Here is a 14,251-nt window from a genome sequence, read left to right on the forward strand (position 1 = left end):
AGAAAGACACGACATGGAGATCATCGAGTACCTGCGCGTGGCCAAGCGCCGCTGGTGGATCCTCGTGCTCGTCCCGGTGCTCGCCGCCGGCCTGACGACCGCGTTCCTCCTGCTGCAGCCGACCACCTACTCGGCCACGGCGACCATCAACTCCGGCGCGCTCGTCGGCAACGAGGGCAGCCCCTTCAGCGGCACGCAGGCCGCGCAGTCGTTCGTCGCGGCGTTCTCGGCGGCCGCCGACAACCCGTCGGTCAAGGCGCAGGTCGCCCAGGCCACCGGGGTCTCCGCCTCGGACCAGACCGACGGCGTGACGAGCACCGCGGTGGGCACGAGCTCGGACGTGCAGGTGGCCTACACCGACACCAAGGGCCAGCGCGCCCAGGAGGTCGTCGGGCAGACCGCGCGCAAGGCGCTCGACCTGATGTTCAGCTCGCGCGCGGCGGCGGCGACCGCCACCCGCGACCGCGCCCTGCAGGCCAACCAGGACGCCAACGCGGCCATCTCCGCGCTGGCCACCAAGTACAAGATCGCCGACCCGCCGCGGGCCTACCAGACGGCGCTCAGCCAGGTCGCCACGCTCCAGCAGCAGCAGGCCCAGCTCCGCGCGTCGGGCAACGCCGCCGGTGCGGCCGCGATGGACGCCCCGATCGCGAGCGCCCAGAACAGCCTCGGGCAGTACCTGCCGATCCTCGCCGAGTACAACAACCTCGCCGCCACCGCGGCCGCGACCCAGCAGGACCTCGCCACGGCGCAGGCGCAGTACCGCCAGGCGCTGTCGATCCAGTCGGCCGCCCAGGGTGACGCGGTCATCTACGTCGGCCCGGCGATCGCGGCCTCGCGGGTGACGACGCTCGTCACCACGGTGGTCCCGGTCTTCGCCGCCGGCATCTTCCTCGGCATCATCCTCGTCGTCCTCGTCGAGGTCGTCTCGCGGCTGCGCCGCGCGGCCCGCGAGGAGCGCGAGGCCCAGGCCGCGGGCGAGCCGGTCCCCGGCTCGCGCTCCGCCCGTCGGCACGGCGTCGACGACGGTGGCGTCGGGACGACCGGCACCGCCGGCACCGCCGCTGCGCCCGACGCGCCGGTGCGCGCCGGCGACGACGACGAGGCGCTCACCCGCAGCTCGGCGGCGTCGTACCGCTGACGCGAGGCGGCGCCGCCGGGGTGACCCGGCGGCGCCGTCCCCTTTCCCCACACCCGCTCCCGCCCGGGAGCACGAGGAGGACCCCCGGATGACCGAGGCCACGCCCCGGCCCATCTTCGTCGTCGGCTGCCAGCGGTCGGGCACGACCATGCTGCGGCTGATGCTCGACTCGCACCCGCGGATCGCCTGCGGTCCCGAGACCCGGTTCCTCGAGGACCTCGAGCGGGTCACCGGCAGCGACTGGAAGCGGCTGCAGCAGTTCGGCTTCCCCCGCGAGGAGTGGCTGGCGCGGATGCGGGCGTTCTTCGGCGGCATCCAGGACGACTACGCCGCGTCGAAGGGCAAGGCGCGCTGGGCCGACAAGAGCCCCCGCTACGCGCTGCACATGCCGTTCCTGCACGAGGTGTTCCCCGACGCGCAGTTCGTCCACGTCATCCGCGACGGCCGTGACGTGGCGGTGAGCCACCGCAAGCGGTTCGGCTACTGGAGCAGCGTCAAGTCGTCGGTGAAGTGGCCGCGCTACATCAAGGCGGCGCGCACCGCCGGCGCGGCGATGCCGGCCGACAGCTACCACGAGCTGCGCTACGACGACCTCGTCGGCGACCCCGAGCGCACCCTGCGCGACCTGCTCGCCTTCCTCGGCGAGGACTGGGACGACGGCGTGCTCGACTTCGTCGGCAAGAAGCACGACGTCCCCGACCGCTACCACCGCCAGCACGCCGCCCGCACCGCGTCCGCCGGCACCGACGGCGCCGTCTACGCCTCCCGCGTCGGCACCTACCGCACCGAGCTCGACCCCCTGGTCCGCGCGCTCTTCTTCGTCACCTCGCGCCGCACCCTCAAGGACCTCGGCTACTGACGTCCCTCCGGGGGCCCCGGACATTATCGGGTCGCCCGATAATGTCCGGCCCCGCCGGAGAACCGAAGTCCGGTGAGGCTCACGGTTCTCCGGCGAAGGCGGACCGTCCGTCGTCCACAACCCCCTGCGGCGATCCCGACCGTCCACAGGCCGGCCCACGCGCCCGTACGACGCGCCGCGGCGTCGCCACCCTGGACCCATGAGCGACGACCTCCTCGAGCGCAGGGCCCTCGGCCAGCACGGCCTCGTCACGACGAGCCAGGCGGCCGAGCTGGGGGTCGACCGCTGGGCGCTGTCGGCGCTCGTCACCGCCAAGCAGCTGGTGCGTCTGGGTCGCGGGGTCTACGCCCTGCCGGCGCCGGAGCTCGACACCGCCGAGGGCCGGCACGAGGCGATGGCCCGAGGGGCGCTGCTCACCTACCCCGAGGCGGCGCTCTCCGGCATCACCGCCGTGATGGCCCACGGCCTGCCCACCGTCGACAAGCTCCCCACCCGGCCGCGCCTCGTCGACGACCTCCCGCGCGAGGTGCTGACCCAGAGCCTCATCCTGCGGCCGAGACGGGGCGAGGGCGTGGTCACCACCGACTGGGGACGGACCGTCGGCGTCGCCGACGCCGTCGTCCAAGTCGCCCGGGAGCACGGCACGGGGCCGGGGCTCGTCGCGGCCGACGCGGCCCTGCACTCGGGCGTGGTGACCCCGGAGCAGCTCGAGGCTGTCGCCGAGCGGGTGCACGGCTGGCCGCGCTACGGACGCGTCCGCACCATGATGGCGATGCTCGACGGCCGCTCGGAGTCCCCGGGGGAGACGTTGCTGAGGCTCGAGCTCACGGCGGCCGGGATCGAGACCACACCGCAGGTGGAGATCCGCGACCCGCACGGACGGCTCGTCGGCCGCGTCGACCTGCTGGTCAAGGGGCTCAAGCTCGTCATCGAGTTCGACGGGCTGGTCAAGTACCGCGACGGCGGCGCCGAGGCCCTCGTCGCCGAGAAGCGCCGCGAGGACGAGCTGCGAGCCCTCGGGTACGTCGTCGTCCGGATCGTGTGGGCCGACCTGCACCACCCGGTGCGCCTGCTCGCCCGGGTCCGCGCGGCCATGGCGCTCGCCGCGCCGCTGCCCGCCGCCTGAGCCCCTGGCACGGCCTCGACCACGGGGCGCCGTACGGGAGCGGGCCTTCGCCGGACTTGGTGAGGCCTCGCCGGACAACGGTTCTCCGGCGGAGCCGGACATTATCGGGCGACCCGATAATGTCCGGGGCCCTCAGGAGCGGAGGGAGGCGGGGCCGGAGGGGGGCGTGAAGGCCGAGAGGTCGTCCACGTCGTAGCCGTAGGCGCGCATGCGGTCGCCGAAGCGGCGGGTGATGAGGCGGCGCTGGACGGCGCCGGGGCGCAGGGCGGGGCCGGCGTACTCGGCCCAGCGGGCGGCGTAGGGGTCACCGCGGCTGGCGCTGAGGGCGGAGTGGTCGATGGGCGTCGACAGGCCGAGGAAGTCGGCGACCCGGGCCAGCTCCTCCTGCGGGGCGGAGACGAGGCGCTCGTAGTGGACGACGAGGACCCGGTCCAGGTGCGGCAGGTCGGCGGCGAGGGTCTCGTGCGCCCGCATCCAGTGGTCGACCATCCCCGACAGGCTCTGGAACTTGCGGGGGTCCGAGGAGGTGAAGCGGCGCCACTTCTTGTTCGACAGGGCGACGGCGACCGGGTGCCGGACGACGACGACGAACGCCGACCCCGGGTAGAGGGCCTGGAGGAAGCGGCCCATGACGATGTTGGGCGGCGACTTCTCCACGAGCAGCCGGGCGTCCTCGCGCCAGTACGGGCGCCAGGCCGCGAGCATCGCCTCCGCGTTGGCGGCCGACACCAGCGGCGACTCCTCGGTCAGGTGCGCCTGCGGCGCGTAGGCGAAGCGCCCCGAGCCGCCGTACACCTTGGCCTTGGGGTAGACCGGCTGCAGGTGCTGGCCCTCGTCCTCCTTGACGCCGGTGCCGGTCAGCCCGCAGATGTCCGGGTGGCCGTCGAGGACCCGCGAGAAGGGCGTCGTCCCGCTGCGGTGCAGCCCCCCGACGAAGACGAGGCGGGAGGGGTCGATCGTCGTCATGACAGGGCCTTCACGAGGTCGCCGGCGGACTGGGTCGTCGTGACCTGCTGCGGGGAGGTCGTCCCGAGCGACCCGCCCGCGCCACCACCCCCGCCGCTCGTCGCGGTCGCGGTCGGGGTGCTCACCGAGCCGGCGTCGGCCGGCAGCGTGACGGACCCGGACGTCGCCCAGACGAAGGCGTGGGTGCGGCCGCCGGCGGTGAAGGCGACGCCGTCGGCGCGCTTGGTGGCGATCCCCTCGATCGTCGCGCCCGCGGACGCCCGCGCCATCGCGACGAACGCCTTGCCCGTGCCGCGGACCGACCCGTCGGGCTCGAGGAGGCCGTAGCGCGGCTCGTCGGCGTTGCGGCCGTCCGGGTTGGGCACGAGTGGCAGCCACAGCACCATCGAGGCGCCCCGGCCGAGCAGCACCGCGACGGTCTTGACCATCTGGTCGACGCGCTCCTGGTCGGTGAGCGAGCCGCCGCGCAGGAACTGCCCCGCCTCCCACACCTGGACGGGCACCCCGGACGGCGTCGTCGCCCGCAGGTAGTCCATGAGCAGCGGGGCGGCCTGGTAGCTCTCGTAGAAGTGCACCTGGCGCAGGTCGGTGACCTTGTCGGCGAGCAGCTTCGTCGTCAGCTGGAGGTACTCGAGGTTGCGCGAGGCCTGGTCCGAGGACAGCGCCGTCTTGAGGTCGTCGGCGCTCGTGACCTCGACGATCTGCTTGCCGCGCGTGCCGAACCGTCGCTCGTAGTAGGTGTTGTAGGCCTTGACGGCCTGGGCGTCCTGCCCCTGGTCGAGCAGCCGCTGCGCGATCCCCGCGCCGTACGCCGTCGAGCTGATCCCCATGTCGGCGACCTTCGCCTGCGGGTCGGCGGCCCGGATCGCGGTGGCGGCCGCCGTCACGAGCTGCTCGAGGTCACCGATCGACCCGCCCCAGAAGGACGGCGAGTTGACCTCGTTCTCGACCGCGTAGACGTGCACGCCCTGCGCCGAGTAGCGCTTGACGGCCTCGATCACCCAGCTCCGGTACGTCGTCATGTCGGCCGGCATGAGCGACTCGGTCTTGCGTCCGCGCGCCTTGGTCGCCTGCTGGTCGCCCGTCGCCCAGCACGCGCCGACGCGCAGCTTGAGCATCATCGACACCTTGAGGCTGCGGGCCTGCTGCACCACCGTGTCGACGGCCGACCAGTCGCGCTTGCCCTGCTGCGGCTCCACGTCGCACCAGGTCAGCTCGTAGAACGTCGGGACGTCGGCGCCGAGCTGGGCGACGTAGCTGCGGGCCAGGTCGACGCGGCTCCAGTCGAACTTCGCCCCCAGCGCGAGCGTGCGGCCCGGGGCCTGGGTGACCACCCCGGTCGGGGCGGCCGTCGGCGCGGGCGTCGACGACGTCGGGGTGGGGGAGGGCGCGGACGAGCCCGTGCAGGCGCCGAGCACGGTGGACAGCGCCAGGGCGAGCAGGGCGGCGGCCGCGGCCGGGCGTCGCCGGCGGTGGGCGGGTCGCGAGGTCATGCGGTCCCTTCGGTGAGGCCGTGGGCCGGCTCGGCGGCCTCACCGGCGGACGAGGCCCGCCAAGCCGAGTCGAGCCGGGCGGCCATGTCGTCGGCGAGCGCGCGCACCCGCGGGTCGAGGTCGAGCCGGCCGCTGCCGTGCGAGACGCGCCGGTCGACGTGCTCGTCGAGCTCGGGTCGGTAGGGCAGGCCGACGAACGCGCACAGCCGGCGCATCTGCGCGGGCGGGTCGGCCGCGAAGGCGTCGTACGAGACGAGGGCGACGTCGTCGCGGGCGTCGAGGCCGAGCTCGAAGTACAGGCCGTTGCGCACGACCCAGAAGAGCGCGGCCGCGCTGTGCTCGCTCATCGCCTCGAGGTCGAAGGAGCGGATGAGCTCGACGGTCGCCGGGGCGAGCCGCTCGCCCTGCCAGCGCTGGTCGGCGAGGCCGGCGGCGATGTCACGCAGCGCCCACAGGTTGGCCGGACCGAACTTGGAGACCTCGGACCGGGCCCGGGCGTCGACGTCGCGGTAGACCCACAGGGCCCGTCCCGGGGCGAGCCCCGGCAGGTCAAGGAAGGTGTCGACGAGGTGCGAGTCGCAGATCGGCTTGACGAAGACGACCTGCTGGCGGCTCCTCAGGACGACGTCGCGCAGGACGTCGGTCGAGCGGATGCGGAAGCGGTCGAAGAGCGCGCCGTCGTTCTCGTTGCGCACCTCGGTCTCCGGGGCCTCGTCGAGACCGCGCATGAGCATGTTGGTGCCCGAGCGCTGCAGGCCCACGACGTAGACCGGGACGGCGGAGCCGGGCGCCTGCGGGTGGGCGCGCCGCCACCTCGCCTTGCGCCACGCGGCGCGTACCCGGGGACGCGGGTCGAGCCGGTCCTCCTCGACGATCCGGCCGAAGCCCTCCGTCCGGGCCCAGTGGACCCGGCGCACCACCTTGCGGACGAGCTGCTGCCGACCGGTCAGCGGCCCCGGGTGGGGCGCGATCTGGCGGTCGTACCAGTCCTTCACAGTCGGGACCTCGCTGGCAAGTGGGTGCGGGAGAGCTGCTCGACCTCCTCCAGCCGCATCGGGCACTCGGCGGCGACGGCCTGCAGGAGGTCGTCGACCCCCGTGACCGGCGTCCGCACGAAGTGCGGGCCGACGAACGTGGCCCAGTCCTCCTCGGTGAGGCCCAGGGCGGGGGCGAGCAGCGCGGTGTTGTCGATGACCTGGTGGGGTCGCGGGTCCACACGGTACATGTTCGGCGCGAGCGACACCCCGGAGCGCAGCAGCAGCGCCAGGCGGTGACCCCCGTCGCCGACGTGGAGCATGTGCGCGACCGGCAGACCCGAGTCGGTGACCGCGGGCAGCGACACGCGGCGCAGGGTCAGCGGCCGGTCCGCGTCGAACCCGTGCCGCTCGACCGACGTGAACACGGCGAGGGCCTTGCCGACCCGGCGGACGAACATCCGCTCGACCTCGGCCTCGTCCTGCAGGACCCACGGGAAGAAGCGGCGCAGCTCGACCTCGCGGAACCACGTCGCGTACGGGTGGTCGCGCAGCTGCGCGGCGAAGTCCGGCAGGTCGTCGGTCGTGGGCCGCTCGGCGTCGATCCGGTCGAAGAGCGAGGCGCGGACGATGACGTCGTACCGGTACGGCCGGATGAGGTCGGAGACGTCGAGCGTCGCGTCGCCGGCGTGCTTCGGCCGCCACGTGGTGACGCGGCGCACCGTGCGGCGCACGGTGTTCGGCCAGGATCGCTGCACTGTCTGGTCCTCCGGACGACATCCCCCGCACTCGTCCCCCCGAGGCGGTCCGAGGCCTTCCCCTCGGCCTCGACCTCCAGTATGACGGGCCGGTTCCGCCGACCCGGGTCATTCCCGGATTTTCCACAGGCCGGCGCCCGGTGTGGTGTCATGGACCCCGGTCGTCCCCACGGCGGCCGGGCGTCCCGACGGCTCGCACCGACCGGGAGCCCCAGGGGCAGGAGTCACGTGCGGATCCTTCACGTCAACAAGTACCTCTACCGGCGCGGTGGCGCGGAGGGGTACATGCTCGACGTCGCCGCGCTGCAGCGCCGCGCCGGCCACGAGGTCGAGCTGTGGGGGATGCACCACCCGGAGAACCTCGCGCCGCTGCCGCTGGAGGACACCTTCGCCTCGTACGTCGAGCTGGAGCCCGCCCCCGGCGGCCTCGCCGGCGTCGCCGCGTCGCTGCGGATGGTGTGGAGCCGCGAGGCCGAGCGCGGCGTGCGCGCCGCGCTCGAGCGCTTCCGGCCCGACGTCGTGCACTGCCACAACATCTACCACCAGCTCTCGCCGTCGGTGCTGCGCCCGATGCGGCAGGCGGGGGTGCCGGTCGTCATGACGCTGCACGACTACAAGCTCGCCTGCCCGAGCTACCAGCTGCTCGCCGACGGCGCGCCCTGCGAAGCCTGCGTCGGGCACGGCACCTGGCACGCGGCCGTCAAGCGCTGCAAGGGCGGCTCGCTCGCCGGCAGCGCCGTCCTCGCCGTCGAGTCGGGCCTGCACCGCGCCACGGGGGCGTACGACGCCGTCGACCGGCTGGTCTGCCCGAGCGCCTTCCTCGCAGGCGTCATGCGCCGCCAGGGCATCGAGGACGACCGGCTGCGGGTGGTCAACAACTTCACCGACGTCCCCCCGGCCGCCCCCCGCGACGACGCCGGCCGCGACGTGGTCTACGCCGGGCGCCTGTCGCACGAGAAAGGCGTCGAGGACGCGATCCGCGCCGTCGCCCGCACCACCGGCGACACCGTCCTGCACGTCGCCGGCGACGGCCCGCTGCGCGCGTCCCTCGAGGAGCTCGCCCGCCGCGAGGCCCCCGGCCGGGTCGTCTTCCACGGCCGTCTCGACGCGGGGGAGCTGGCCGACCTGCTGCGCCGCAGCCGCGCGCTCCTGCTGCCGGCTCGCTGGCACGAGAACCAGCCGATGATCATCCTCGAGGCCTACGCGGTCGGCCTGCCCGTCGTCGTCACCGACCTCGGCGGCCTGCCCGAGCTGGTCACCGACGGCGAGCACGGGCTCGTCGTGCCGCCGCGCGACCCGGCGGCGCTCGCCGCCGCCGTCGACCGGCTCGTCGCCGACCCGGACCTCGCCCTCGCCATGGGCCGGGCCGGGCGGGCCCGCCTCGAGTCCGGCTTCGGCGCCGAGACCCACCTGGCTCGCCTCGACGAGGTGTACGCCGCCGCGGCGCACCGCGCCGAGGGCGCCGGGACCACCGACGCGGCCACGAGGAGCAGCGCGTGACGACGTCCACCCCACCCACCGGCCCCGCGCCCACCGGCACCGACCGGACGGCGACCAAGGTCCTCTTCGTCGCGGGCACGGGTCGCAGCGGCACGACCATCCTCAGCTCGATCATCGGCCAGATCCCGGGCGCCATGGCGGCGGGCGAGATCCGCTACATCTGGGAGCGCGGGTTCCTCGAGGACCACCGCTGCGGCTGCGGCGAGCCGTTCAGCAGCTGCCCGGTCTGGACGCAGGTCGTCGCCACCGCCTTCCCCGACGGACCGCCGGACCCGGAGGCCGTCTCGCGCGACCTGCTCGACCGGCTGCGGATGCTGAGGGTGCCCTCGATGGTGTGGCGCCAGCTGCGCGGGCGCCCCGTCGTCACCCCGCACCCGCACGACGAGGCCATCGCCGCGCTGTACCGGGCCGTCATCGAGGTCGTCCGCCCGACCGTCCTCGTCGACTCCTCCAAGGTCCCGCCCTACGGCAAGCTGCTCGAGCGGCTGCCCGGCCTCGACCTGCACGTCCTGCAGGTCATCCGCGACCCGCGCGCCAACGCCTTCTCCTGGCAGCGGCTCAAGGAGACCCGCGACCGCGAGGGCGCGACCGACACGATGGAGCAGCTCGAGCTGTGGCGCTCCGCGGCGATGTGGCTCGTGTGGAACTACCTCGTCGAGTTCTGGTGGCCCTGGCGCCGCCCGAGCAACGTGCAGGTCCACTACGAGCAGTTCGTCGCCGACCCCCGACGGGCCGTCGAGGACGTCGCCAGCGCCCTGGGCGTGGACGCCTCGAGCGTGGACTACGTCGACGAGCACGCGATCCGGATGCGGGTCAACCACACCGTCGCCGGCAACCCGAACCGCCACGACACCGGGGTGGTGCGGCTGCGCCGCGACGACGAGTGGCGCAACGCGATGCCCCGCTGGAGGCAGGCCCTCGTCACGGCGATGACCCTGCCCGGCCTGCGGCACTTCGGCTACGGCCTGCGCGGCTGAGCCGACCACGACGGCGAACGGCCCCGCCCCCTTCCGGGGCGGGGCCGTCGTCGTGGCGGGGCGCTGCTGGTGCCGCGCTCAGGGCAGGGTGACCGTGACCCCGTTGGAGAAGCGGCTGGCGCCGATGCTGTTGAGCGCCTTGACCTGGTAGACGTGGGTGCCCGAGGCGGGCGCCGGGTCGGTGAGGGTCTGGGTCGGCGCGGTGACGGTGCCGACGCGCACGCCGTCGCGCACGACGACGTACTTCGTGATCGGGCTGCCACCGGGGTCGGCGACGGTCCAGGTGAGGGTGACGACCGAGGGCGGCGTCGTCGTGTCGCGGGTGAGGACCGGCTGGCTCGGCACGCCGCTGGACGGCGTCGCCGTCTTCTCCGGGGTGCTCACCGACGCACCGACGGCGTTGAGGGCCTGGACCGTGTAGTAGTACTGCGTGCCGTCCACGACGGCCGTGTCGGCGTAGGTGCGCGTCGTGGCGTCGACGTCGACGAGCGCCGTCTCGGTGCCGCTGCTCGTGCCGCGCAGGATCCGGTACCCGGTGACCGGGGTGCCGCCGTCGAAGGTCGGCGCGCCCCAGCCGAGGTTCGCGACGTGCAGGCCGCCGGCGGCCTGGAAGGCCGTCGGGACGCCCGGCGCCGTCGTCGCGGCGGCCTGGGGGGTCGCGGTGACGGTCGGGCTGAACGGGCTGTCACCGGCGGCGTTGCGGGTGACGACGGCGTACGCGTACGTCGTCCCGTTGGTCACCCGGGTGTCGACGAAGCTCTCCTGCCCGGGGTTGCCGACGACGCTCCAGGCGCCGCCACCGACCGAGCGGTAGACCACGTAGGAGTAGGTCGGGTACCCGCCGTCGGTCCACGGCACGTCCCAGGTCAGCGCGACCGTCGCGTCGCCCGCCTGCGCCGACACCTGGGTGGTCGCCGGGGCCGTCGTACGGAAGTCGAGGTCGCGGAACTGCGTGAGGAACGGCGTGATCGTCGAGTCGACGCGGGTGAAGTCGCCGCCCACGACGACCGCGCGGGGGGTGGAGGTCATCGACCACAGCCCGAGCGCGCTGTTGACGTTGGGCGCGAAGGCCTGGGTGACCCCGCCGTCGGTCGTCACGGCCGCGAGCTTCTGCCGGTCGAGGCCGTCGAAGGAGGCCCCGCCGGAGAAGTGGCCGCCGCAGTACGTGTACGGCCCGAACACGGCGATCGACTGGACGTCGCCGTTGGCGTGCTTGCTCCACACCGTCTGCCCGGTGGTCGCGTCGAGCCGCGAGCACCCGCCGCCCGAGCCGGTCGCGGCGACGAGCAGCGCGTTGCCGGACAGGGTGAGCGCGTACGCCGGCGCGCGCGCGGTGAGGTTGGTCGTCCCGCCGCGGAACGTCGGGTCGACGGCCGCGGTGGCCGTCGACAGCAGGGTCAGCTTGCCCGCGGGGCCGTAACCGCCGACCGTGGTGAAGTCGCCGCCGACGTAGACCTTGGTGCCGTCGGGGGTCGCGAGCAGCGAGCGGACCCGCTTGTCGAGGACCGGCGCCCAGGCGGTGTCCATCGTGCCCGTGGTGGTGTCGAGCTTCGCGGCGTAGGTCACGGTGTGCGCCCCGGCCGCGTCGGTGACCTTGGTCAGCAGCCCGCCGACGAAGACGCTCGAGCCGGCGACCGTGATGGTGTCGACCTCGCGGTTGATGCGGCCGGTGAAGGCCGTCTTCGTCGCGCCGGTCGCCAGCGAGACGGCGCCGAAGCTGGCCGCCTTGGTGCTGCCGTTGAGCGAGAGGAAGGTGCCGCCGACGAAGAGGGTGTCGCCGCTGGCGGCCAGCGCGAGGACCGACCCGTCGGTCGCCGGCCGCCAGGTCGTGTCGAAGGCCCCGGTCTCGGTGTCGTACTTGGCCAGGTGCCCGGCCGGGAAGGTGTGCCCGCTCGGGTCGACGACCTCGGTGAAGTCGCCGCCGACGACGACCGTCGTCCCGAGGCTCAGCAGGGCGCTGACCCGCCCGTTGGTGCCCCAGGTGCGCGAGGCGTTGGGCACCGCGCCCGACGAGCCGTCGGCGACGGCTCCGGCGGTCGCGGCGGCGCCGACGAGCGTGGCCGCGACGCTCACGGCGAGCAGGCGCAGGGGTGCGCGCATGGTGGTCTCCTGGGCGGGTCCGGCGGTGAGGTGTCGCGCGGGTGGCGCGACGTGACGGGGACGACGCGTCACCCGGCGCACTCCCCGAGCCCGCGACCGACCCGGACGCGCCAGCGCCCGGACCCCGCCGCACCCGTCCCCACGGGTGGCGGCGGGCCCACGGTAACCCCCGCCACCGACACGGGGTGCCGGTTCGCCGCAGGATGGCCCGATCGGGCCCCGGGTGCGCGGGCGCGGCGCGTCAGCGCACGGTGACGAGGACCGCCTTGGACACCTTCGAGGTGCCCGCCGCGCTGACCGACTTGACCTGGTAGCGGTAGGTCTGCCCCTTGACCACATCGGTGTCGACCCAGCTGCCGCCGCCCTGCGAGGTCGCCGGCAGCGTCGTGACCCGGATCCGGTCGCGCACGACGACGTACTTGGTGATCGGCGGTCCGGTCGTGGCGCCCACGGTCCAGGTGACCAGCACCTGCGGGCCGGTCTGCGACGTCGCGGTGACGACCGGGGTGGGCGGCAGGCTGCTCGTGGGGGTCACGGGCAGGGCCGCCGCCCGCGGACCCTCACCGACGGCGTTGAGCGCCGACACCTCGTAGGTGTACGACGTCCCGGCGGCCGCCCCGGGGTCGGTCCACGTCGTCGCCGCGGCGCCGGTGCTGCCGACCAGGACCCGGCTGCCGCCGGACGGGGTGCGGTAGACCCGGTAGCCGGTGACGGGGGAGCCGCCCGTGGCCGACGGGGTCCGCCACGCCACGTCGACCTGGCTGGTCGAGACGGTGGCGAGGACGTCGCGGGGCGCCGCGGGGGCCGCCGCGGCCCCCCGCGCCGGCACGAGCCCGCTCACCGTCGTGGTCGCCGACGCGCCGAGCGCGTTGACCGCGACGACGTCGTACGCGTAGGTCGTCCCGTCGACCACGGCCGTGTCGTCGAACGCGGGGGTCTTCTGGCGGGAGGCGACCACCTTGGTCGTCCCGCCCGAGCGGCGCGTCACGGTGTACCAGGTGACGGGCGAGCCGTGGTCGGTGTCGGGGGCCGACCAGGTCAGCTCGACCCGGCCGTCGTACGCCGTCCCGACGAGGGCGGTGACGGGCGCCGGCACCGACTGGGCGCTCGGCGGCACGACCTGGGCGAGGTGACCGAGCCCGGTCGTCGCGCCGAACCGGGTGAAGTCGCCACCGACGTAGAGGCTCGTCGCGTCGGCGTCCATCGACCAGATGCCGAGGGGGCTGTCGACGCGCGGGGCCCACGCCAGCACGGTGCCGGTGGCGGGGTCGACGGCGGCGATCTTCTGGCGGTCCTGCCCCCCGAACGAGGCGGTCCCGCCGAAGTGCCCGCCGCAGTAGACGACGCCGTCGACGACCTCGACGCCCTGCATGTCGCCGTTCGCCCGCTGCGACCAGCGGGTCGCGCCGGTGATGGTGTCGAGGGCGGCGCACGCGCCGCCGCCGCCCCCGACGGCGACGTACACGCTCGTGCCGTCCCCGGCGACCGCCTGCACGGGTCCCCGGGTCGTGCCGTTGGTGGGCCCTGAGGCGAAGGTGGTGTCGAGCTGGCCCGTCGCCACCGAGAGCCGCGCGAGCTTGCGGGCCGCGGTCGTGTTGCCCCCCATGACGGCGAAGTCGCCGCCGACGTAGACCGAGCCGCCGCCGGGGGCCACGAGGAACGTGCGCACCTGCGCGTCGGGCGCCGGCGCGGGCACGGCGCTGCGCGCCCCGGAGGTCGTGAGCCGGGCCAGGTAGGGGCCGGTCGTCCCGCTCGTCGTCGACACCGAGAGGAAGGAGCCGCCCACGAGGACGTCGCCGCCGACGAGGGCGAGCGCGTTGACGCTGTTCGCGGCCGAGGGGGCCCACGGGGTGAGCGCCCCGGTGGCCAGCGAGACGGCGGCGAGGCGGGTGCGCGGCTGCCCGTTGACGCTCGTGAAGTCGCCGCCCAGCCACAGGGTGGTCCCGTCGGTCGCCACCGAGAGGACCGCGCCGTTCGTGCGCGCGGCGAAGCCGGCGGCGAAGGTGCCGGTGGCCGGGTCGAACACCGCGACGTTCCCGGCGGCCCGGCTGGCGCCGGACGGACCGACGAGGGCGCTGAACGCCCCGGCGACGACGAGGCGCCCGCCGGTGGCGAGGACCTCGTGCACGCGGCCGTTCGTGCCCCAGGTGAGGGCGGCCGAGGTCGGCAGCGGGCTCGTCGTCGCCGCGCCGGCCGGGGCCGCGGCGACGGCGCCGAGGCCGGTGGCGACGAGGGCGACGGTCGCGGCGAGGACGCCGAGGCGGCGTCGGGCCGTGCGCGGGCGGACGGGGTGCGAGGCGGGTCGGCGCAGCGGCATGGAGGGTCCCTCGTGGCAGGTCGAGGGACGCCCGCACCCG

Annotated in this window: 11 protein-coding genes; 5 read left to right on the forward strand and 6 right to left on the reverse strand. The window is 74.6% G+C overall.

The window, feature by feature from the left end:
* Window positions 1-13 precede the first annotated feature (13 nt).
* The 3 genes from FB458_RS11425 to FB458_RS11435 all read left to right on the forward strand — a co-directional run bounded on the left by FB458_RS11425 (window position 14) and on the right by FB458_RS11435 (window position 3,126).
* Window positions 14-1,141, forward strand: coding sequence for a Wzz/FepE/Etk N-terminal domain-containing protein (locus FB458_RS11425; protein WP_141848598.1), 1,128 nt, complete (start codon window positions 14-16; stop codon window positions 1,139-1,141).
* Between the two features lie 88 nt (window positions 1,142-1,229).
* Window positions 1,230-2,000, forward strand: coding sequence for a sulfotransferase family protein (locus tag FB458_RS11430; RefSeq protein ID WP_141848599.1), 771 nt, complete (start codon window positions 1,230-1,232; stop codon window positions 1,998-2,000).
* 199 nt (window positions 2,001-2,199) lie between these two features.
* Window positions 2,200-3,126 (forward strand): type IV toxin-antitoxin system AbiEi family antitoxin domain-containing protein, encoded by a 927-nt coding sequence (locus tag FB458_RS11435; RefSeq protein ID WP_141848600.1) that lies wholly within the window; start codon window positions 2,200-2,202, stop codon window positions 3,124-3,126.
* 132 nt (window positions 3,127-3,258) lie between these two features.
* Here the strand turns inward: FB458_RS11435 and FB458_RS11440 are convergent, their stop codons facing one another.
* From FB458_RS11440 to FB458_RS11455, 4 genes are read right to left on the reverse strand one after another with little or no spacing between them, the layout of a single operon-like run.
* Window positions 3,259-4,092 carry a sulfotransferase family protein gene (locus tag FB458_RS11440; RefSeq protein WP_141848601.1) on the reverse strand — a complete coding sequence of 278 codons (834 nt, stop codon included), beginning with the start codon at window positions 4,090-4,092 and terminating at the stop codon, window positions 3,259-3,261.
* Complete coding sequence (locus FB458_RS11445) at window positions 4,089-5,585, reverse strand: hypothetical protein (RefSeq protein ID WP_141848602.1); 1,497 nt, start codon at window positions 5,583-5,585, stop codon at window positions 4,089-4,091. Before FB458_RS11445 ends, FB458_RS11440 begins: the two co-directional genes overlap by 4 nt.
* Complete coding sequence (locus FB458_RS11450) at window positions 5,582-6,580, reverse strand: sulfotransferase (protein WP_141848603.1); 999 nt, start codon at window positions 6,578-6,580, stop codon at window positions 5,582-5,584. The genes FB458_RS11445 and FB458_RS11450 overlap by 4 nt, the downstream gene beginning before the upstream one ends.
* Window positions 6,577-7,317: a hypothetical protein gene (locus FB458_RS11455; protein WP_141848604.1), complete on the reverse strand. Its 741-nt coding sequence runs from the start codon at window positions 7,315-7,317 to the stop codon at window positions 6,577-6,579. Before FB458_RS11455 ends, FB458_RS11450 begins: the two co-directional genes overlap by 4 nt.
* Before the next feature lie 228 nt (window positions 7,318-7,545).
* Between FB458_RS11455 and FB458_RS11460 the strand changes: the two genes are divergently transcribed.
* Window positions 7,546-8,817, forward strand: coding sequence for a glycosyltransferase family 4 protein (locus FB458_RS11460; RefSeq protein WP_170185654.1), 1,272 nt, complete (start codon window positions 7,546-7,548; stop codon window positions 8,815-8,817).
* Window positions 8,814-9,794 carry a sulfotransferase gene (locus FB458_RS11465; protein ID WP_141848606.1) on the forward strand — a complete coding sequence of 327 codons (981 nt, stop codon included), beginning with the start codon at window positions 8,814-8,816 and terminating at the stop codon, window positions 9,792-9,794. The genes FB458_RS11460 and FB458_RS11465 overlap by 4 nt, the downstream gene beginning before the upstream one ends.
* A 78-nt stretch (window positions 9,795-9,872) precedes the next feature.
* On the opposite strand, the gene FB458_RS11470 is transcribed toward FB458_RS11465, so the two are convergent.
* Window positions 9,873-11,894 carry a fibronectin type III domain-containing protein gene (locus FB458_RS11470; RefSeq protein WP_141848607.1) on the reverse strand — a complete coding sequence of 674 codons (2,022 nt, stop codon included), beginning with the start codon at window positions 11,892-11,894 and terminating at the stop codon, window positions 9,873-9,875.
* A gap of 241 nt (window positions 11,895-12,135) precedes the next feature.
* A complete protein-coding gene (locus FB458_RS11475) occupies window positions 12,136-14,211 on the reverse strand; it encodes a fibronectin type III domain-containing protein (RefSeq protein WP_141848608.1) in 2,076 nt (691 codons plus the stop codon).
* Window positions 14,212-14,251 lie beyond the last annotated feature (40 nt).

The sequence above is a fragment of the Lapillicoccus jejuensis genome, assembly GCF_006715055.1.
GTDB lineage: Bacteria > Actinomycetota > Actinomycetes > Actinomycetales > Dermatophilaceae > Lapillicoccus > Lapillicoccus jejuensis.

Coding starts and splice junctions, on each gene's coding strand:
- FB458_RS11440 (WP_141848601.1), bottom strand. CDS start 4,092: ATGACGACGATCGACCCCTCCCGCCTCGTCTTCGTCGGGGGGCTGCAC.
- FB458_RS11430 (WP_141848599.1), top strand. CDS start 1,230: ATGACCGAGGCCACGCCCCGGCCCATCTTCGTCGTCGGCTGCCAGCGG.
- FB458_RS11475 (WP_141848608.1), bottom strand. CDS start 14,211: ATGCCGCTGCGCCGACCCGCCTCGCACCCCGTCCGCCCGCGCACGGCC.
- FB458_RS11445 (WP_141848602.1), bottom strand. CDS start 5,585: ATGACCTCGCGACCCGCCCACCGCCGGCGACGCCCGGCCGCGGCCGCC.
- FB458_RS11470 (WP_141848607.1), bottom strand. CDS start 11,894: ATGCGCGCACCCCTGCGCCTGCTCGCCGTGAGCGTCGCGGCCACGCTC.
- FB458_RS11425 (WP_141848598.1), top strand. CDS start 14: ATGGAGATCATCGAGTACCTGCGCGTGGCCAAGCGCCGCTGGTGGATC.
- FB458_RS11435 (WP_141848600.1), top strand. CDS start 2,200: ATGAGCGACGACCTCCTCGAGCGCAGGGCCCTCGGCCAGCACGGCCTC.